The 21,551-nt window shown below is 37.6% G+C and carries 20 protein-coding genes and 1 tRNA gene; 8 read left to right on the forward strand and 13 right to left on the reverse strand.

Going from position 1 to position 21,551, the window contains the following annotated elements; translation table 11 throughout:
* Positions 1-725: 725 nt before the first annotated feature.
* The 13 genes from DWY31_RS12565 to dnaA form a co-directional block, all read right to left on the reverse strand.
* Positions 726-813, reverse strand: a tRNA-Ser gene (locus tag DWY31_RS12565).
* Between the two features lie 187 nt (positions 814-1,000).
* Positions 1,001-1,714 carry a lysophospholipid acyltransferase family protein gene (locus tag DWY31_RS12570; protein ID WP_118520804.1) on the reverse strand — a complete coding sequence of 238 codons (714 nt, stop codon included), beginning with the start codon at positions 1,712-1,714 and terminating at the stop codon, positions 1,001-1,003.
* A 152-nt stretch (positions 1,715-1,866) separates the two neighbouring features.
* Complete coding sequence (locus DWY31_RS12575) at positions 1,867-3,369, reverse strand: DUF4153 domain-containing protein (protein WP_118520806.1); 1,503 nt, start codon at positions 3,367-3,369, stop codon at positions 1,867-1,869.
* A 32-nt stretch (positions 3,370-3,401) separates the two neighbouring features.
* Entirely contained in the window at positions 3,402-3,926 is a 525-nt protein-coding gene (locus DWY31_RS12580) for a hypothetical protein (RefSeq protein ID WP_118520808.1), read from the reverse strand.
* 1 nt (position 3,927) lies between these two features.
* Positions 3,928-4,134, reverse strand: coding sequence for a helix-turn-helix domain-containing protein (locus tag DWY31_RS12585; RefSeq protein WP_117538466.1), 207 nt, complete (start codon positions 4,132-4,134; stop codon positions 3,928-3,930).
* A gap of 11 nt (positions 4,135-4,145) precedes the next feature.
* Entirely contained in the window at positions 4,146-4,595 is a 450-nt protein-coding gene (locus DWY31_RS12590) for a DUF2975 domain-containing protein (protein ID WP_118520810.1), read from the reverse strand.
* A gap of 248 nt (positions 4,596-4,843) precedes the next feature.
* Positions 4,844-5,290, reverse strand: coding sequence for a C-GCAxxG-C-C family protein (locus DWY31_RS12595; RefSeq protein ID WP_021859830.1), 447 nt, complete (start codon positions 5,288-5,290; stop codon positions 4,844-4,846).
* A gap of 306 nt (positions 5,291-5,596) precedes the next feature.
* Positions 5,597-8,122, reverse strand: a complete 2,526-nt coding sequence (gyrA, locus tag DWY31_RS12600) for a DNA gyrase subunit A (protein WP_118520812.1) — start codon at positions 8,120-8,122, stop codon at positions 5,597-5,599.
* A gap of 16 nt (positions 8,123-8,138) precedes the next feature.
* The gene (gyrB, locus tag DWY31_RS12605) at positions 8,139-10,073 is read right to left on the reverse strand and encodes a DNA topoisomerase (ATP-hydrolyzing) subunit B (RefSeq protein WP_118520814.1); all 1,935 of its coding nucleotides are present in this window, start codon (positions 10,071-10,073) and stop codon (positions 8,139-8,141) included.
* A gap of 10 nt (positions 10,074-10,083) precedes the next feature.
* Complete coding sequence (gene recF, locus DWY31_RS12610) at positions 10,084-11,169, reverse strand: DNA replication/repair protein RecF (RefSeq protein WP_117538469.1); 1,086 nt, start codon at positions 11,167-11,169, stop codon at positions 10,084-10,086.
* On the reverse strand, positions 11,159-11,368 hold the full coding sequence (locus DWY31_RS12615) for an RNA-binding S4 domain-containing protein (RefSeq protein ID WP_021859826.1): 210 nt from the start codon (positions 11,366-11,368) through the stop codon (positions 11,159-11,161). Before DWY31_RS12615 ends, recF begins: the two co-directional genes overlap by 11 nt.
* An 11-nt stretch (positions 11,369-11,379) precedes the next feature.
* Positions 11,380-12,489: a DNA polymerase III subunit beta gene (dnaN, locus tag DWY31_RS12620; protein ID WP_118520816.1), complete on the reverse strand. Its 1,110-nt coding sequence runs from the start codon at positions 12,487-12,489 to the stop codon at positions 11,380-11,382.
* Positions 12,490-12,776: 287 nt separating this feature from the next.
* Entirely contained in the window at positions 12,777-14,171 is a 1,395-nt protein-coding gene (gene dnaA, locus DWY31_RS12625; RefSeq protein WP_021859824.1) for a chromosomal replication initiator protein DnaA, read from the reverse strand.
* Positions 14,172-14,578: 407 nt separating this feature from the next.
* Here dnaA and rpmH point away from each other — a divergent pair, with 407 nt between their 5' ends.
* The 8 genes from rpmH to rsmG all read left to right on the forward strand — a co-directional run bounded on the left by rpmH (position 14,579) and on the right by rsmG (position 21,512).
* Positions 14,579-14,713 carry a 50S ribosomal protein L34 gene (rpmH, locus tag DWY31_RS12630; RefSeq protein WP_021859823.1) on the forward strand — a complete coding sequence of 45 codons (135 nt, stop codon included), beginning with the start codon at positions 14,579-14,581 and terminating at the stop codon, positions 14,711-14,713.
* Between the two features lie 49 nt (positions 14,714-14,762).
* On the forward strand, positions 14,763-15,098 hold the full coding sequence (rnpA, locus tag DWY31_RS12635; RefSeq protein ID WP_021859822.1) for a ribonuclease P protein component: 336 nt from the start codon (positions 14,763-14,765) through the stop codon (positions 15,096-15,098).
* 11 nt (positions 15,099-15,109) lie between these two features.
* Positions 15,110-15,322, forward strand: coding sequence for a membrane protein insertion efficiency factor YidD (gene yidD, locus DWY31_RS12640; RefSeq protein WP_021859821.1), 213 nt, complete (start codon positions 15,110-15,112; stop codon positions 15,320-15,322).
* Positions 15,323-15,351: 29 nt separating this feature from the next.
* The gene (locus DWY31_RS12645; protein ID WP_118520818.1) at positions 15,352-16,413 is read left to right on the forward strand and encodes a YidC/Oxa1 family membrane protein insertase; all 1,062 of its coding nucleotides are present in this window, start codon (positions 15,352-15,354) and stop codon (positions 16,411-16,413) included.
* A gap of 11 nt (positions 16,414-16,424) precedes the next feature.
* Positions 16,425-17,273 carry an RNA-binding cell elongation regulator Jag/EloR gene (gene jag, locus DWY31_RS12650; RefSeq protein WP_118520820.1) on the forward strand — a complete coding sequence of 283 codons (849 nt, stop codon included), beginning with the start codon at positions 16,425-16,427 and terminating at the stop codon, positions 17,271-17,273.
* 81 nt (positions 17,274-17,354) lie between these two features.
* A complete protein-coding gene (gene mnmE, locus DWY31_RS12655) occupies positions 17,355-18,776 on the forward strand; it encodes a tRNA uridine-5-carboxymethylaminomethyl(34) synthesis GTPase MnmE (RefSeq protein WP_118520822.1) in 1,422 nt (473 codons plus the stop codon).
* Positions 18,742-20,652, forward strand: a complete 1,911-nt coding sequence (gene mnmG / locus DWY31_RS12660) for a tRNA uridine-5-carboxymethylaminomethyl(34) synthesis enzyme MnmG (protein WP_118520824.1) — start codon at positions 18,742-18,744, stop codon at positions 20,650-20,652. The genes mnmE and mnmG overlap by 35 nt, the downstream gene beginning before the upstream one ends.
* A 143-nt stretch (positions 20,653-20,795) precedes the next feature.
* Complete coding sequence (gene rsmG / locus DWY31_RS12665; RefSeq protein WP_117538473.1) at positions 20,796-21,512, forward strand: 16S rRNA (guanine(527)-N(7))-methyltransferase RsmG; 717 nt, start codon at positions 20,796-20,798, stop codon at positions 21,510-21,512.
* The last annotated feature ends 39 nt before the right edge of the window (positions 21,513-21,551 follow it).

Below are 21,551 nucleotides of genomic sequence, written 5' to 3' on the forward strand. Positions count from 1 at the left end.
AATTTTCAGGGTTGTTGTCTATTGTTTAATTATCAAGGTTCTTATCTGTTGTCTCATCGACAGCTATATTAGATTATCACATCTTCAAGCGTTTGTCAACAACTTTTTAAATTTATTTTGCTATTCGTTTGAACCGTTGTTCTTGCGAGTCAGCTTAGATATAATACCATTTACACAATTACATGTCAATAGTTTTAGTGATTTTTTTTACACTTTTTTACATTTTCTTTTCTAATACTACACAAAGTATTAATTTAATGCTTTTATACTATATATAGGTCTTTATATTCCCATATCATAACTGTACACTCTACATTCTTACTTCTTATTTTATATATCTTTTCACATTACATTTTTGTAACACAATTTTTTGCATTCGATTATTTATAATAATACATATAATATTATATTTTCTATACCTTTCATTTTATTTGCCATTACAATTAATGATGCTTTCTCTGTTAAATAATAAAACCGGTAAACCTGACATTAATAATTCTAAATTCTAATGCAAATCAACTTCATATGAGATATACTTTAAAAATCTTATTCTGATTAGATGGCGCAGAATGAATCTACATATATATTTTTTCCTGTTTCCATAGATAACACTTTGCGTGTTTTATTCGCTGATTAGCGGTCGACAAATGCTGTCATAAAAGCATGGCGTATTTTCCTCATCGCCATAACAAAAAATCGCAATTCAAAGAATTGCGATTTTCTTACGGAGAAAGAGGGATTTGAACCCTCGCGCCGGTCACCCGACCTACACCCTTAGCAGGGGCGCCTCTTCAGCCTCTTGAGTATTTCTCCAGCACGCATTATTATACTAGAGTTTATATTTATTGTCAATATAGTATTTCCATTTTTTTATTTTTTCTCAATTATGTCATTGTGAAACTAAATAAGCCCTTTTTACTTTCCCATTTGTAAAACCAACTTCTACTCTTTTTCTTCACTTCGTAGAAAAACAAGTTTCTTTACGTTGCACTATTTCTATTTAAAATCCAGCTTCTCTAATTGTATTCTGAATTCTTTCTCTGACTAGCGCTGCTATTTCTTTTGTATTCATATCTTTATAATCTTCATAATAAAGAGGTTTCAGAAAATGTACCTGAACTGTTACCTGGCTTGTAGTATTTGTGTCAAATGGTTTAAATGAATCTATTAAAGCTACCGGAATGATTGGGCATTTCGCTTTTGTAGCAGCTTTAAAGCTTCCACCTTTAAACTCCAGAAGCTCATTTCCATTTTTAGATCTTGTTCCTTCTGGGAAAATTAAATAGTTTCTTCCCTTTTTTACTTCATTTGTTACATTGATAATTACCTGAAGTGATTGCTTAATGTCATCTCGATCTATCATATATGCTTTCATACAGGCAAATACTTGTTTCAAAAACTGAATGTTCGCAATTTCCTTCTTAGCTACAACTGAAAATGGCTTCGGGCATACATCCAGAATAGCCAATACATCATAAAGCCCCTGATGATTCGGAAAGAACATAAATCCATTTTCATCCGGAATATTTTCCACACCGTATGCATCAATCGTAACGTTTCCACCTTTATTTGCTCTGTGAGTAATATACTTTAGTAACTCGTAATGTTGTTCTTCTTTGTATTTATCCACATGTGATGCATGATAGCACAATCTTATCCACATATAAGGAACTAGAAACAGATTCCGAAATACCATCATTATGATCCTTTTCATTGTAAACTCCTCTCCTTATTCGTTTCCCCACTGTTGGGGAATATTATCTATTTTAGTATAATGTTTTGTGGATAAAATGTAAAGTTAGTAAAAAAGGGACGGGGATTTTTTTTAAAGTGCCAGGTGCATGTCCAAAAGGGGACGGGGATTTTCTAAAAAATCCCCGTCCCCTTTTGGAAGTTTTCTACTGCTTTTTTCGCTTTATATCTTCCTAAATTCCAATTTCTTAAATTTAGATCACTCTGGTCTTTTTTCACTCCTCGGAAATATTCCGCCAGTACATCTTTTACATTATCTATGTCTTCACTGTCCATATCTTCCGATTTCAGATCTGCTAATACAGGAGCAGCATCTTCTGACCACATATCTGTCAGCTCTGCTATATCATTAAATTTCAGTTTTTTATTTTCTGCCTGTATATGAGTGATGTTATATTTTGCGATCATCCAGTCCGGTTGGCTGAATGACAAAAAAATATATAATCCAAATGCAATCACCATTGTATAGCGGAACATAGGAAAGTTTCTTTTATATATCGAAATCACGACGCCACACATAACAAACCCAAGTACCAGCAATGACCATAATACAAGTATTCTTAAAAATGTAAGATGATAAGCTCCGATATAAAGTAACATCCGGTATGCCGCTGAAATGAGCATTATAAATGTACAACTGCAGACTATGGTTAGTATAATATTTAAAATTTTATTTTCTTTGAATATATAAAGGCATAATATAACAATTATAAAATTAAGTGCACTGACAAACAATAACTGCCAGAAGCCGCCTCTTGCATATTCCGCATAGGTTGTATTTGCCGGAAGGAGACCTTTTTTCACTCCGATGAATAGAAAAAAAATCTGTATTATGCAATATAATACATAAATTGCGCTGATGATTCCTGTGAATGTGATCGCAATTACTGCATTTCCATTTTTCTTCTTTTCTTTATCCGTTTCCGCAAAATTTTTCTTGCTTGCTGTGTAGAAAAATGTGTAGCATAAATGTACACCTGCTATAAATAAAACGATATATCCAGGTACCATGCCTATTTTTATATGCTTTAATACATTTCCAAATATTCCTGCAAATATTGCATCCGAACTGAGCAGCACCGGAAATATGATGAGAAGCAACAATGCTGCAATTACTATTCCAATTAAAACTGCAATCAACATATTTTTCTTTTTTGCTTTATCTTCTCCAGTGTGATCTCTTGTTAGATATCTTACTCCTCCAACATACAGAGCTGGCGTACTTTCGATTATTCCAATTCCAAGTAAAATGATTCGTTTCAGATAACCGCCGAAATTCCAGCTTGTATCATCATAAAACTGATGTAGCATAAATACGGTTAATAAAAGTGCTGTTCCCACCCAGTTAAAAAATATAAAAAAGTACGATGTCGTACATGCAGTTGATATTCCTAAAAGCAACATTCCTGTTATGTATATCCAGGAATCCTTTTTTAATTTCAGACCCAGTTTCTTTAAAAAGATTTTTATAAAAATAATTGTGATTCCGATGCATATTGGAAATGTGATTCCAGAAATATTTTCATACAATGATACTGTGAAAATAATTCCATATAATAAACTTAATGCTGCAAAAAACGGATATTCTTCTTTTATTTTTTCAATATATCGCTCCATATTAAATGCTCCTTCAATATCCACATTCTTAATTACCAATTTTCGTAAAAATATACAATTGTATGAATTTCATCATTGGCCGCCCATCCACATACATAACCATGATTCCATTCGTATTCTTTTTCTTGTGTTCCACTACATTTTACAAAACTATATGTCCACTTTACTTTTGTTTTCGGCACATAGAATTTTTCAAAGAAAGTTGTTGGAAGATAATATTTACCTTTGGTGACAAATGCACCATCTTCCGCTGCATATCTTATCTCTTTATCTTCCACTTTACATTTTTCTGTAGTTCTCTTTTTTAATTTCTTGATCCAACTTGTATAACTATCCTTGTCAAATTGCAATAACAGGCAAAATTCCGGAGATTCAAGTAACGAACTTTCGTATACATCTGTCTTCACTGCTTCTTCTGGAATCTTCTCTGGGAAACTTTCTGATACTTCTCCGCCATATGTCTTAATAATGCTATTGTAATTTGTTTTATAAATACCCAATAGAACAGCAAAAAAGAATATTTCAATTAAAATTGCAGAAATTAATTTCTTTCGCATATTACTCCTTCGTATACTCGATAATATCTCCTGGCTGGCAGTCGAGCTCTCTGCAGATAGCTTCTAATGTTGTAAAACGAATTGCCTTTGCCTTATTATTTTTCAAAATTGACAGATTTGCCGGCGTAATTTCAATTTTATTCGCCAGTTCAACGAGTCCGATTCCTTTTTGTGCCATCATTACATCCAAATGTACTTTAATTCCCATTGTGACACCCCCTAAATCGTAAAATCATTTTCTTCTTTGTATGCGATTGCCTGATTGAATACACATGCAAGTACCTGACTGAACAGAGCTGCGATAAAGAAAACGATTATAATTACAAGTGCCGCCGGTGTCGGATTGAAAAATAGTTTTATAATCCATAAAATTGTAATTCCGAAACTTAATCTTGCCATATGTCTGAGGTTCGTTACATTAGCGGTTACAAAACACTCTTCTTCCATTACGGTTTTCATCATTCTGCGGAGTTCATATATGATCGTCACTCCAAAGATTCCTGATATTCCGAAAATAATAAGCATTGGTATATACTGATTCATAAATACCTCAATCTTGAACTTTGCAAGATATCGTAAACTGATTGGCAATGTCAGAATTACAATAATTCCACTTACAAACATTACATCCAGAATATGTTTTGTAAATTTAACTGTCTTTGTATTCATAATTAGATTGCTCCTTCTTATTTTATTTTCTATAAAATAACATATTGTTTATTGTTTTTCAATATGTATTTATTGTTTTTCAATATTTTTTTATCTTTTTTCGATATTTAAAGGGTGGATTTTTTGTAAATAGCTTTTTTATATTTTTATATTCAACAAAAAAGACCTACCTCTGCAGATAAGCCTTTTTTATACTCGCTTCTTAAATTTATCTTTGCTAAAAAGTGTAACTTTAATCTTTCCAGAATCTATGCTTCCAGTTCACGCAGAATAATTTCTGCTGTTTTCTTTACAGTTGCTGCTACAAAGTCTGTACACTGTGCCTTACGTTCCGGAGAATTTTTCTCTTTTCCTTTTGTAAGTACACGACAACAGGTTGCTCCGCAATATTCTTTGAAGAAATCATGTAATTCATTTGTCAGGGCAAAACATTTGTTGATCTTTGGATCTCCCGGTGTGGTACGTCCAAAGAAATACCCGATCATCATTGTTGCTCCGGCAAGCGCTCCGCATATACAGCCGCCTCCTCCAAGTCCCCATGGAAATCCTGAGCTCATCGCAATTGCATCATCCGACATATCCAGATCAAAATTCTTGCGGATAGCATAGATCAGCGATTCTGAACAGGCGAACCCCTGATTGAAAATCTCTACTGCATCCTTCTGTAATTGCTCCATATTAATATCCGTATTCATAATAACGACCTCCTTTATTTTCCTCTTTTCATCTTACATCATTATTGATAAAAATTCTACGAAAATAAAATGTTCTCTTCCTTTCACTCTATTTTCACAGATTTTATGTACTATTATAACAATCAGGGAATATTAAGAGGCGAAATCCCATAACAACACTGTAGTGGAATCCGGATTCCAGAGGATTTTTGCAGAATATGACAGCAGTCATAATAAAATAAATAAAACTGACGTACTTCAGATCTTCCTGAGATTCTTTCTGCAGATACGTCAGTTTTTCTATCTTACTTAATCAATATAATATTTCTATTCTTCAGATGTATCGTTTTCTGTTACATCTGCTTCTTCAGATTCGGAAGTGCTCTCCTGCTCCTCCTCAGAATCGTCCTCATCGCCTTTTCTTACTTTCGCAATACTTGCAACGACGTCTTTATCTTTAAGATTGATGAGCTTCACTCCGGATGTAATTCTTCCAAGTACGGAAATTCCTTCACACTTCATACGGATGATAATTCCTTCCGTATTGATGATCATGATCTCATCATCTTCGTTGACAGCTTTTACGCCAACTACGTTACCGGTCTTTTCTGTGATCTTATAGCATTTCACACCTTTACCGCCACGGTTCTGTGGTGTAAATTCATCCATGTCAGTACGTTTTCCCATACCTTTTTCAGATACAAACAGAAGCTCACTTCCCTGGGAATCTAACTGCATACCGATGACTTCATCTCTGTCAGAAAGATTCATTCCGCGTACTCCCATAGATGTTCTTCCGGTAGAACGTACATCTGTTTCTTTGAAACGGATACACTGACCATACTTGGTAACAAGCAGGATATCCTGATTATTGTCTGTGTATTTTACTTCAATCAGTTCATCTTCTTCACGAAGAGTGATTGCTGCAAGACCTGTCTTTCTTACATTTGCATAATCTGTAATAGGCGTCTTCTTAACAAGACCTTTCTTCGTAGCCATGAACAGATACTCACCTTCTCTGTACTCATCAATCGGAATGACCGCACTGATCTTCTCACCCGGCATCAACTGCAGCAGATTGATGATCGCAGTTCCTCTTGAAGTACGGGAAGCTTCCGGGATTTCATAGCCTTTCAGACGGTAAACTCTTCCGGTATTTGTAAAGAACATGATGTAATGATGTGTATGCGTCATAAACAGTTCTTCTACATAATCTTCATCCAGTGTCTGCATTCCCTTGATACCTTTACCACCACGGTTCTGTGCTTTGAATGTATCATTGGACATTCTCTTGATATATCCTAATTTGGTCATTGTAATAACAACATCTTCTCTTGGAATCAGATCTTCCATGGAAATATCAAATTCATCAAATCCGATGGATGTTCTTCTCTCATCACCGTATTTATCACGGATAACAAGAATCTCTTCTTTGATCACGCCAAGAAGTAACTTTCTGTCAGCAAGGATTGCTTTTAATCTGCTGATCTGCTCCATCAGTTCTTTGTATTCAGCTTCAATCTTTTCTCTTTCCAGACCTGTCAGCGCACGCAGACGCATATCTACGATTGCCTGTGCCTGTACTTCGGAAAGTCCGAACCGTTCAATCAACTCTGCTTTGGCGATCTGGACATTCTGCGAGCCTCGGATGATATTGATTACTTCATCGATATTATCAAGTGCGATCAGCAGTCCTTTTAAAATATGTGCTCTTTCTTCTGCTTTGTTTAACTCATACTGTGTACGTCTTGTCACTACTTCTTCCTGATGATTCAGGTAGTGATTTAACATCTCAAGAAGATTCATGACTTTTGGCTGGTTGCCGACAAGTGCCAGCATGATCACACCAAAAGTATCCTGTAACTGTGTATGTTTGTATAACTGATTCAGGATGACATTTGCATTGACATCTCTTCTGAGTTCAATGACAATTCTCATTCCTTCACGGCTGGACTGGTCACTCAGATCTGTAATTCCATCGATTCTCTTATCTCTGACCATCTCTGCTATTTTCTCAATCAGTCTCGCTTTATTTACCATAAACGGAAGTTCCGTTACAATAATACGGCTCTTGCCATTTGGCATAGCTTCAATATCTGTGATTGCTCTGACACGGATCTTGCCACGGCCGGTACGATATGCTTCCTCGATTCCTCTTGTTCCAAGGATCATACCGCCTGTCGGGAAATCCGGTCCTTTGATGATTTTCAAGATTTCTTCAATCGTTGTCTCTTCTCTGTCTTCGATCTGATCATCAATGATCTGAACAACTGCATTGATGACTTCTTTCAGGTTATGCGGCGGAATATTTGTTGCCATACCTACCGCAATACCGGAAGTACCATTTACCAGAAGATTTGGAAATCTTGCCGGAAGTACTGTCGGCTCCTTCTCTGTCTCATCAAAGTTCGGCGCAAAATCAACGGTATTCTTGTTGATATCTGCTGTCAGTTCCATGGAAATCTTACTTAATCTTGCCTCTGTGTATCGCATGGCGGCTGCACCGTCACCGTCTACAGAACCAAAGTTTCCATGACCGTCTACGAGTGGATATCTGGTAGACCACTCCTGTGCCATATTAACGAGTGCTCCGTAAATAGAACTGTCACCGTGCGGGTGATATTTACCCATGGTATCACCAACGATACGGGCACATTTTCTGTGTGGTTTATCCGGACCGTTGTTCAGCTCGATCATAGAGTATAAAATTCTTCTCTGTACCGGTTTCAGACCATCTCTTACATCCGGAAGTGCACGTGAAGCAATAACGCTCATCGCATAGTCAATGTAAGATGTTTCCATTGTTTTTTTCAAATCCACTTCATGGACTTTGTCAAAAATATTATCTTCCATTTATCCTTTTCCTTTCCTACACGTCCAAATTCTTCACGTATTGTGCATTTTCTTCGATAAACTCACGTCTTGGCTCTACTTTATCTCCCATCAGGGTTGTAAATGTCAGATCCAGTTCACTTGTTGTCTCTTCATCCATCTTAACTTTCAGAAGTATTCTGTGCTGCGGATCCATTGTTGTATCCCAGAGCTGTTCTGCATCCATCTCTCCAAGACCTTTGTAACGCTGAATCTTGTTGTTTCCGTCTCGTCCAACTTCCTGCAGGATACTGTCTAATTCTTCATCGCTGTATGCGTACCATACTTTTTTGTTCTTCTCCAGCTTATAAAGCGGCGGCTGCGCCAGATATACATATCCTTCTTTGATCAGATCCGGCATAAAACGATACAGGAATGTCAGAAGCAGTGTACTGATATGTGCACCGTCAACATCGGCATCTGTCATGATGATGATCTTGTGATAACGCAATTTTGAAATATCAAAATCATCATGGATACCTGTACCAAATGCAGTGATCATTGCCTTGATCTCAGCATTGCCATAAATCTTATCCAGTCTTGCTTTCTCAACATTCAGAATCTTACCACGCAGTGGAAGGATTGCCTGTGTCGCACGGTCTCTCGCTGTCTTCGCAGAACCGCCGGCAGAGTCTCCCTCTACGATATATATCTCACATTTTTTCGGATCTTTGTCAGAACAGTCAGCCAGTTTGCCGGGAAGCGACATACCGTCTAAAGCAGATTTTCTTCTCGTAAGATCTCTTGCTTTTCTTGCTGCTTCTCTTGCACGCTGCGCCATCACAGATTTCTCGACTGTCATCTTTGCCACAGATGGATTCTGCTCCAGATAAATCTCAAGCTGTTTGCTTACAACACTGTCAACGGCACCTCTTGCTTCACTGTTACCTAATTTCTGCTTTGTCTGTCCTTCAAACTGCGGATCTTCGATTTTTACACTGATGATTGCAGTCAGTCCTTCACGGATATCTTCGCCGGACAGATTCGGCTCGCTGTCTTTTAGTAATTTATTCTTTCTTGCATAATCATTAAATGTCTTTGTAAGTGCATTACGGAAACCAACTACATGGGTTCCTCCTTCCGGAGTCGTAATGTTATTTACAAATCCATACGTATTATCGCTGTAAGAATCATTGTGCTGCATTGCAACTTCCACAGATACATTGTTGACATTTCCTTCGCAGTAAATGATATCTTCATACAGCGGAGTCTTGCTCTTATTCAGATATTTTACAAATTCGCGGATACCACCTTCGTAGTGAAATGTCCGTTCTATCGTTTCTTCTTCCGGACGTTCATCTCTTAATACAATCTTCAGTCCGGCTGTTAAAAATGCCATCTCGCGGAAACGCTGTTTTAAAATATCATACTCGAAAACAGTCTCTTCAAAAATCGTATCATCCGGTAAAAATGTAACCTTTGTTCCCGTCTTTTCCGGAGCACAGGAACCGATCACTTCCAGCTTCTGAACGACTTTTCCTTTCTCATAGCGCTGTTTATAAACCTTGCCTTCTTTACAGATTTCAACTTCCAGCCAGTTGGAAAGCGCATTTACGACAGAGGCTCCTACACCATGAAGCCCACCGGATACTTTGTATCCTCCACCGCCGAATTTACCACCGGCATGCAGCACGGTAAATACAACTTCAACTGCAGGAAGACCCGCTTTATGATTGATTCCGACAGGGATTCCACGTCCATTATCTACAACGGTAATCGAATTATCTTTATTAATGCTCACAAAAATCGTGTCACAGAATCCTGCAAGTGCCTCATCTACGGCATTGTCTACAATCTCGTATACGAGATGATGTAAACCTCTCGATGATGTACTTCCGATATACATTCCGGGACGCTTTCTGACAGCTTCAAGCCCTTCCAGTATCTGGATTTCATCTGCACCATATTCGTGCTGTACTTTTTCTGTACTCATTCTATTCCTCCTAGTTTTCTTTCTTTACCTGTCCGCTCTGGACATGGAATACTTTATTTATAGAAAATCGATGATTTACAAACTCATCCATCCCCGTACAGGTAATGAGCGTCTGTATATCATGAATACTATCCAGTAAATAGTTTTGCCTATGTTTATCAAGTTCAGACAATACATCATCCAGTAAAAGAACCGGCGTATCATGAATCGACTGTTTTACCAGCTCTATTTCTGATAATTTGAGGGACAATGCCGCAGTCCGTTGCTGTCCCTGGGAACCGTATTTACGAATATCGATATCGCCGATCATAAATGCAATATCATCCCGGTGCGGACCTACAGATGTGCTTCTGATACGCAAATCTTTTTCTTTGTTCTTGTTCAGCGCCTGCTCCAGCGTCAGATAGCTATTGCTTGGCTCATATAAAATTCGGATGGATTCTTTTCCTCCGGTCAGTTTGTTATGGATTCCGGAAATGATCTCATTCATCTGTTCTACAAATTCCTGCCTTCTCTGAATGATCAGATTGCCATAATGAACAAGCTGCATATCCCAGATATCCAGTGTTTTCAGTACATCACTGTTGTATGCCGCCTCTTTCAGCAGATGATTCCGCTGATTCACAATTCTGTTATAATTTGCAAGATTGCTCAGATATACTTTATCCAGCTGAGAAAGTTCCAGATCCACAAACCTTCTTCTCTCTCCGGGACCATTTTTAATAATATTCAGATCTTCTGGCGAGAAAAATACAATATTGACAATTCCGAATAATTCACTGGCTTTTCTGATCGGCATCTTATTGATCGCAATTCCTTTTGGACTGTTCTTCTTCAGATGCATGTCGATCTGATAATTAATGCCGTTCTTCTCTACAACTGTCTCAATGTGGGATTCATTCTGTTCAAAACGAATCAGATCCTTGTCTTTGGCTCCTCTGTGGGATTTTGTTGTTCCAGAAAGATAGACAGCCTCTAAGATATTCGTCTTTCCCTGGGCATTATCACCGTAAAAGATGTTTGTTGCTTTGTCAAATTCAAGAGATAACAGCTCATAATTTCTGAAATTTTTAAGCTTTAAAGACTCAATCTTCAATTCTTATCTCTTCTCCATCAAATAATACCATATCCCCGGCATATAATTTTCTGCCGCGTCTGGTATCTGTTTCTCCATTTACTGTTACGAGTCCTTCTGTGATTACTTCCTTTGCTTCCACTCCGGACTCAACAAGACCGGCAGCTTTCAGTGCCTGTCCGAGTTTAATATATTCATCTCTCAGTCTTATAACTTCCATCTTTTCACCTCTTAACCAGCCGCATTAAAGTTTACCGGAAGAATCAGGTAAATATAAGTCTCATTGTCATCCTTGATGAAGCACGGAGCTTTCGCATTCATCAGATAAAGTGTTACTTCCTCGTCATCAATAACTCTTAATGCATCAATCAGAAACTTCGGATTAAATCCGATCAGCAGATCCTTACCTTCTTTGTTGATCATAATCTCTTCATTCATGGAGCCAATCTGTGATTTGATCTTCAGTTCCATGATCTCATCACCAATATTGATGATAATTGGCTTCTTATCACCTTCTTTGACGAGAAGGGTAGCACGGTCAATACAGTTTAACAATTCTTTTTTGTTAATTCTGACCTTAGTATCATAATCGCTGGACAGCATCTGATCAATTTTAAAATATTCTCCCTCCAGAAGTCTGGATACAACAACTGTATTATCAAACTCAAATACAATGTGATTGCTTGTGTAAGAAATATTTACTTTGCTTTCAGCTTCTCCGGATAAAATCTTACTGATCTCGATCAGTGTCTTACCTGGAACAACAAGTTTCTTGTCTGTAACATCTGCATTCAGAGCAATCTTACGGATGGAGATACGGTGCCCATCCAGAGATACAACCCGAAGCATATTATTCTTAATCTCAAAGAGTTCTCCTGTCATCAGTTTATTACTGTCAGAATCAGCTATAGAGAAAATAGTCTGTCTGATTACTTCTTTCAGCGTAAACTGTGATACTTCGATTGATTCGTCTTTTTCGATGATTGGAAGATAAGAAAATTCATCGCCCGGTTTACCGGAAATATTAAATTTTGCTTTCTCGCAGACAATCGTAGTCTGTAAAGATTCGTCTGTTTCGATAATGACATCACTGTCTGGAAGTTTTCTTACGATTTCGGAGAAAAACTTCGCGTCAATAGCGATCATACCTCTTTCGATGATCTCACCTTCTATGTCTGTCTGAATACCAAGTTCCATATCGTTGGCAGTCAGACGGATAATATCTGTTGTAGCATCGATCAATACACATTCAAGGATTGACATTGTTGTTTTTGAAGGTACCGCTTTTGAAACAATACTAACCCCTTTTACAAGATTACTTTTCGTGCAAACAATTTTCATGTGTGTAAAACTCCTTTCGCGGTGCGCAATATATATTATGTCTATGAAATGCTTCCGTATCCGTCGCCTTAGGGGGTGTGGAAAAGGGGAAAACCCCTTCAAGCCCTCTGTTTATCGGCGTTTCCGGAATTAAAAACTCTGTGGATTTCGATGAGAATTCATGGGGATTGCATTGGGATAAAAAAATTCTATCCACCGCGTTGGTTAAAAATCCACATATAATCCCATAATTATCCACAACTATATGAAAGTTATCCCAAGCCAGTCCACATAATAATTCACATAAACTAAGCCGGATTAATTTTCTTCTTAATGATATTGACAGTATTTGCCAGTGTTTCGTCGGTCTCCATCTCGGATTCTACCTTTTCAATACCGTATTTGATAGTAGAATGGTCCTTTCCACCAAAAATAGCACCAATTGCTTTTAAAGAAAGCTCTTTGGTAGACATCGTACGCATCAGATACATCGCTACCTGACGAGGATTGGCAATTTCTGCGTTTCTTTTTTTGCTCTTAAGATCAGCAATACTGATATTGAAGTGCTCTGCAACAATATCCAGTATGAGTTCCGGAGTAACTTCTCGGTTATTATCAGAAGAAATAATATCTTTCAATGCTTCGGCAGCGAGAGATATATCAATCGTTCCTTCATTATTATTCAGTCTGTAAAGAGCAATCAGTTTATTAAGAGAACCTTCCAGTTCTCGGATATTTGTCTTGATATTTGTGGCAATGTACTGGATTACATCTAATGGGATGTTGTATTTTTCAAGCTTGTCCAGTTCGATCTTCTTCTGAAGGATTGCCATACGTGTCTCATAATCCGGAGAAGAAATATCTGCAAGCATACCCATCTCAAAACGGGAGCGCAGTCTGGCTTCCAGTGTCTCGATATCCCTTGGCGGGCGGTCACTGGAGATAATGATCTGCTTTCCGGAAGTATGTAAATGATTAAAAGTATGGAAAAACTCTTCCTGCGTACTTTCTTTACCAATAATAAACTGGATGTCATCGATTAACAGTACATCAATATTCCGGTACTTTTCGCGGAACTTTGTCATAGAAGATTCGTTGCCGGATGATTTACCGTTCTTTAATGATTCAATCAGTTCATTCGTAAATGTCTCACTTGTTACATATAAAATCTTTTTCTTTGGATTCTGATCTAAAATAAAATGTGCAATGGAATGCATCAGATGAGTCTTTCCCAGTCCGACACCTCCGTAGAGAAATAGAGGATTATAAACCTGTCCCGGCGATTCCGCCACCGCAACGGAAACTGCATGGGCGAAACTGTTATTTCCGCCTACAACAAAAGTGTCAAAAGTGTACTTAGGATTCAGCCCGGCTCTTTCGGCTACGGACTTCGTACGTTTCTTTTGACTTGCTTCAACTGCCATATTCTGTATTTCATTCAACCGGTCATCATCTTCGGATATGAAAGAAACTTCGTATTCTTCTCCTGTGATTTCAGCAATGCATACCTTCAAAGGAAGAAGATATTTTTTTTCAATGTATTCAACACTTGAATTCATGTTTACCATAATAAATACAGTGTTGTTGATGACATCATATACTTTCAGCGGTTTAATCCATGTCGAGAATGATACATTGGATAATTCGTGTTCCACGCGCAAATGTTCTATTATTTGCGGCCATTTTTCCTCTACTGTGTTCATTTTATAAAACTCCTAATCTTCTATATACTCTATTATAGTTTACATCAAAATGGGGGATTAGGCAACGTTTAATCAATGTGGATAACTAATTTCCCCCTTGAAAACGGCATATTTGCGTTCGATTTGTGGAAAAAAAAGTTAAAATCCACAAGTTATCCACTGAAATCCACAAAGTTTTCCACATTTAGTGGATAATTCCATGATAAATAAGTTCTTACCTATTTATATAAGGCGAAGTGAAAAATGTGGAATACCGGCATATTTATCCCCATTAACTAAAATACAAAGAAAAAGTCTATAAACTCGCAGGTTTTGCTTGACGTAAAGGAATTTTATGAATATAATAAAAAATGATGTCTATAGAAAACTGAGGGATAACCCTTAAAAATATAAGGAGGTGGATATCAATGAAAATGACATTCCAGCCAAAAAAGAGACAAAGAGCTAAAGTTCATGGTTTCAGATCAAGAATGAGCACTGCAGGCGGAAGAAAAGTTCTTGCAGCAAGAAGAGCAAAAGGAAGAAAGAAATTATCAGCGTAGGCCGCATATATGTGGCCTTTTCTTCTCTCAAAATTAGGAGAAAATGAAAATGAAATATTCCGAATCATTAAAAAAAAACAGGGATTTCCGTTTAGTATATAAGGAAGGAAAATCCTGTGCAAACAAATATCTGGTCATGTATATTCGAGAGAATCATTCAGATGTAAACAGATTGGGAATATCTGTAAGTAAAAAAGTTGGAAATAGTATAGTACGTCATAGAATAACGAGATTAATTAGAGAGAGTTATCGACTACAAGAAGAGCACTTCAAGTGTGGATGGGATCTGGTTGTAATTGCCAGAGCCGGTGCGAAAGGAAAAACATATCGAGAAATAGAGAGCGCATTGATCCATCTTGGAACTCTTCATGAATTATATATATGAGGTAGCGTGTTATGAAAAGAATTCTGTTGGCATATATCAGATTCTATCAGAAATATTTATCGAACCTCAAAGGATCATCGACCTGTAAATATTATCCGACCTGCTCCTGTTATGCAAAAGAAGCAATTGAAAAATACGGAGCATGGAAAGGCGGAAGACTTGCGTTATGGAGAATATTGAGATGCAATCCATTTTCAAAGGGAGGCGTTGATCCAGTTCCATAAAAAATGTAGTTACGATGGAGGAAGAACGAATGACTGTAAGTTTACTGACTGCAGCAAACTGGCCGCTCGTAGGACAGTTATGCTGGCTATTAGGTAAAGTAATGAGTTTTATCTATGACTTCTTAGATAAGGCTCTGCCCTCAGATAATGGGCTTGTAGGATTATCAATTATCATCTATACGATTCTGGTATATACTTGTATGCTTCCATTGACGATCAATCAGCAGAGATCATCTAAAATGATGGCTGTGATCAACCCGGAAGTACAGAAAATTCAGAAAAAGTATAAAAACAAAAAAGATCAGGCTTCTATGATGAAGCAGCAGGAAGAAATCCAGCAGGTATATGACAAATATGGAACTTCCATGATGGGAGGATGCCTTCCGCTGTTAATCCAGATGCCGTTCCTGTTTGCATTATATCCGGTTATTTATAATATTCAGCAGTATGTACCGGCAATCAAAGGAGCTCCGGCTGCAGTAAACAGATTTATCACAATACCGGATCTTACCGTATCTCCGGCTGCTATGCTGAAGAACAGTGGAGCATACGGAATGCCGGCAATTGTGATCATGATCACGGCAATCGTGCTTCCGCTTCTTTCAGCCGGAACACAGTATGTAAGTATGAAACTGTCCCAGGCAATTTCCGGACAGCAGCAGATGGATAAAGATAATCCGATGGCAGGAACTATGAAGACAATGAATATGACAATGCCTCTGTTCTCTGTATTCATGGTATTTACATTGCCGACTGGTATCGGTATTTACTGGATCATCAGTGCGTTAGTACGTTGTGTACAGCAGGTATTTATCAACAAACACCTGCAGAAGATGTCTGTTGAAGATCTGGTAGAAAAGAATAAAGAAAAAGCAGAAAAGAAACGTGCAAAGAGAAGCGAGAAAGCAGAGAAGATCAATGCAATGGCTCAGATGAATACGAAAAACATTTCTGAGAAATCAAGTCTGGGTGTTTCTGATGCTGAAAAAGAGAAAAAGCTTGAAAAAGCAAGAAAGAATGCAGCGAATGCAAAAGAAGGAAGTCTTGCAGCGAAAGCCAATATGGTTAGAAAATTCAATGAGGACAAATAGGGGGCGCTATTATGGACGGTTACATTACTGTATCAGCTAAAACATTGGATGATGCGATTACAGAAGCATTGATCCAGCTTGGTGTGACAAGTGATCATTTAGATTACGAAGTAATTGAGAAAGGAAGTGCCGGATTTCTTGGAATCGGCATGAAGCAGGCAGTAATAAAGGCGCGCAGAAAACAAGAGGAACCTGTAGAGGAACCGGTTGTTGAAGAAGTAGAAGAAAAGCCTGTTAAAAAAGAAGTAAAAGAATTTAAAGAAGAGAAAAAAGAGTTTCATAAAAAAGAATTCCACAAAAAAGAGCATGTGAAAAAAGATAATTTCAAAAAAGAGGCTCCAAAGAAGGAATTCGTGAAAAAAGAAGTTCCGAAGAGAGAAGTTGAACTTGCTCCTGTTGAAGATGCGACAAAAGAAGCATGTGTGAAATTTGTAAAAAATGTACTCGCTGCAATGGATATGAACGATGTTGAAGTGAAAGCAGAGATTGATGAAGAAGGTGCTCTGAGCATCACGATGGACGGAAAGAATATGGGTATTCTGATTGGAAAACGTGGACAGACACTGGATTCCCTGCAGTATCTTACAAACAGAGTTGCAAACAAAATGCAGGATGGTTATGTCAGAGTAAAACTCGATACAGAAGATTACAGAAGAAGAAGAAAACAGACATTAGAAAATCTTGCAAAGAACATTGCAAGCAAAGTAAAGAGAACAAGAAGATCTGTTTCTCTTGAGCCAATGAATCCTTATGAAAGAAGAATTATTCATTCTGCTCTTCAGTCTGATTCTGCTGTATCTACACATAGCGAAGGTGAAGAACCGTACAGAAGAGTTGTAGTAACATTGGTAAGAAGATAAAGAAAGAAAAAATAGGGGTTTTGATGACCTCTATTTTTTATATAACGAAAAATGCAATTTTATGTTATTAGGAGGAATTCGATGAATTATAATGAGCAGACCACTATTGCTGCTATTTCAACGGCTATGAGTAATTCCGGAATCGGTATTGTACGAATGACAGGAGAAGATTCTGTTGAAATTGCAGATCGTATTTATCGTGGAAAAAAGAATAAAAAGCTTAGTGAGCAGATGTCACATACCATTCATTATGGCTATATATGCGATGGTGACGAGGTGATCGATGAAGTCCTTGTAATGCTGATGCGTGGTCCACATACTTATACAGGAGAAGATACTGTGGAAATCAACTGCCATGGCGGTGTGTATGTGGTGAAAAAAGTGCTAGAGACAGTGATCAAATATGGAGCAAGACCGGCGGAACCAGGTGAATTTACAAAAAGAGCATTTTTAAATGGAAAAATGGATCTTTCCCAGGCAGAGGCAGTAGGAGATCTGATTACTGCTCAGAATGAATATGCATTGAAAAGCTCTGTTAGCCAGTTGAAAGGAAATGTAAAAGAGAAGATTTCAAATATCAGACAGAAAATTATTTATCATACTGCATTTATTGAAACAGCGTTAGACGATCCGGAACATATCAGTGTGGATGGATACGGAGATAAGTTGAAAATAACAGTGGACGAACTGCTCGGTGATATCAGACATCTGTTGGACACATGTGATGATGGAAGAATTCTGAAAGAGGGTGTGAATACTGTAATTTTGGGAAAACCGAATGCCGGAAAATCATCGCTTATGAATGCATTTCTTGGGGAAGACAGAGCAATTGTAACGGATATTGCCGGTACAACAAGAGATGTACTGGAAGAACATATCAATTTGCAGGGAATTTCTCTGAATATCATGGATACTGCAGGAATCCGTGATACAGAAGACATTGTTGAGAAGATTGGTGTAGATAAAGCAATCAATTATGCAAAAGATGCGGATCTGATTTTATTTGTAATTGACGCGTCATCTGAACTTGATGAAAATGATATCGAGATTCTGAAGATGATACAGGGAAAAAAGGCAATTATCTTGCTAAATAAGTCAGATTTAGATATGATAGTTACGAAAAAAGTAATTGAAAATAAAGTGAATGAATTACAGCCTGTAAATTCGAGTGAGACAGAAAATCATAACCCAATCATTGAAGTTTCTGCGAAAGAGAAGAGTGGAATTGCGGAGTTTGAGCAGATTTTAAAAGACATGTTCTATGATGGAAAACTGACATTTAATGACGAGATTTATATTACAAATGTTCGTCAGAAAACAGCACTTCAGGAAGCGTACAGATCACTTCAGAAGGTAAATGAAAGTATTGAAATGGGAATGCCGGAAGATTTTTATTCCATTGATTTGTTAGATGCATATGAATCACTCGGCAGTATCACAGGCGAGACAATAGGAGAGGATCTTGTAAATGAAATATTCAGCAAATTCTGTATGGGAAAATAAAGATCAATATGATGTAGCAGTGATCGGGGCCGGTCATGCAGGGTGTGAGGCGGCTCTGGCGTGTGCACGACTTGGTTTTCGTACAATTGTATTTACTGTCAGCGTAGACAGTATTGCACTTATGCCGTGCAATCCGAATATTGGAGGAAGTTCTAAGGGACATCTTGTAAAAGAAGTGGATGCACTCGGTGGAGAGATGGGGAAAGTCATTGACCAGACATTTATCCAGTCCAAAATGCTAAACAAATCCAAAGGACCTGCAGTACATTCACTGCGTGCACAGGCTGATAAGAATGAATACAGCAAAACGATGCGCCAGGTTCTGGAAAATCAGGAGAATCTGGAGATTAAGCAGGCCGAGATTGTGAATATTCTTACTGAAAATGATGAAGTGACAGGAGTTCAGTTGTATTCTGGGATGATTTACCGGTGCAAAGCTGTTATTTTATGTACAGGAACTTATTTGAAATCACGCTGTGTTTACGGTGATGTGAGCATGAGTACAGGACCAAATGGATTACAGTCAGCAAATTATCTTACGGATTGTCTGAAAGAGCTTGGAATTAAGATGTATCGTTTTAAAACGGGAACACCGGCGAGAATTGACAAGAATTCCATTGATTTCAGTAAAATGGAAGAGCAGTTTGGTGATGAGAGAATTGTTCCGTTTTCATTTACAACAAATCCAAACGATGTGCAGATTGATCAGGCATCTTGCTGGCTGACTTATACAAATGAAGAGACTCATCGGATCATTCGTGAAAATCTCGATCGTTCACCACTATATTCGGGAATGATAGAGGGAACAGGACCAAGATATTGTCCTTCAATTGAAGATAAGGTTGTAAAATTTGCCGATAAAAATCGTCATCAGGTATTTATCGAGCCGGAAGGACTTGGAACAAATGAGATGTATGTAGGTGGAATGTCCAGTTCGTTGCCAGAAGATGTGCAATATGCGATGTACAGATCAGTTCCGGGACTTGAAAATGCAAAAATTGTTCGAAATGCATATGCAATTGAATATGATTGTATTGACGGAAGACAGTTAAAACCGTCTCTTGAATTCAAAAATATTCATGGGCTGTTCAGTGCCGGACAGTTTAATGGAAGTTCAGGATATGAAGAAGCAGCGGCACAGGGAATTGTTGCAGGTATTAATGCAGCGAGAATGTTACAAGGAAAAGAACCAATGATTTTGGACCGTTCAGAGGCGTATATTGGTGTGCTGATCGATGATATTGTTACAAAAGAAAGTCATGAGCCATATCGTATGATGACATCGAGAGCAGAATACAGATTACTGCTTCGTCAGGATAATGCAGATCAGAGGCTAACAAAAAAAGGTTATGAAGTCGGTCTGATCAATGAAGAAAGATATCAGCGTTTACTGAAAAAAGAAGAGTTGATTAAAAACGAAATAGAACGTGTAGAACATGCAAATGTCGGCGCAAATGAGAAAGTACAGACATTATTAAAAGAATGTGGAAGTACACCACTTTCTTCTGGTTCCACAATTGCGGAACTGATCCGAAGACCGGAGCTGACATATGATATGTTAAAGCCGATTGATGATGCAAGACCGGATTTTCCGAAAAATCTTGCAGAAGAAGTTGCAGAGCAGGTTAATATTTGCATTAAGTATGCTGGATATATTACAAGACAGATGCGACAGGTAGAGCAGTTTAAGAAGCTGGAACGTAAGAAAATACCGGATGATATTGATTATGATAATGTAAACAGTTTGCGTATCGAGGCGATTCAGAAGCTGAAAGAACACAGACCAGCATCAATCGGACAGGCATCCAGAATTTCCGGAGTATCTCCGGCAGACATATCAGTTCTGCTAGTATACCTTGGAGGGGTATATAAGTAGCATGATTGCTGTTGTTTAAAAGAGTGTTTAATGCTATATAATATATATAACATTAATAACATCCAAAGAAAAATATATGTATCATAAGTTTGGGATAATATCTCAAACATTGTATATGAGAGTTGAGAGTAAAGGTAATATATATGCATAAAGAAATATTAAATAAAAAAATGGAAGAAATAGGGATACAGTTAAGTGATATGCAAACAGAGCAATTTCTTACTTATTATGATATGTTGATCGAACGTAATAAAGTAATGAATCTCACTGCAATTACGGAATATGACGATGTAGTAGAAAAGCATTTTGTGGATAGTGTATCTCTGATCAAGGCATTGGATGAAGAAGAAGTTAAAAATGTAATTGATATAGGGACAGGAGCAGGATTTCCGGGGATTCCATTAAAAATTGTGTTTCCACACCTTAAAGTGACATTATTGGACTCACTAAATAAAAGAATAAAATTTCTGAATGACGTTATTGGAGCATTAGAATTGGAGAATATTGAAACAATTCATGGAAGAGCTGAAGATTTTGCAAAGCAGGAAATATATAGAGAACAGTATGATCTGTGCGTGTCCAGAGCAGTAGCAAATCTTGCTACTTTATCTGAATACTGCTTGCCTTATGTAAAGGTAGGGGGATATTTTATATCCTATAAGTCCGGTGAGATAGAAGAGGAATTACAGCAATCGAAACGTGCAGTAAGTATACTTGGAGGTACACTGGGTGATGTTATAAAATTTGCACTTCCGGGAACAGATATCGGTCGTTCTTTTGTGAAAATAAAGAAAGTAAAGAATACCGGTAAGAAATATCCAAGAAAAGCAGGATTGCCATCGAAGGAGCCATTGGTGTAAAAAGAATATAGGATAATAAAAAAGATGAATGTACGTAGC

Source organism: Dorea sp. AF24-7LB (genome assembly GCF_003478575.1).
Lineage (GTDB): Bacteria > Bacillota > Clostridia > Lachnospirales > Lachnospiraceae > Dorea_D > Dorea_D hominis.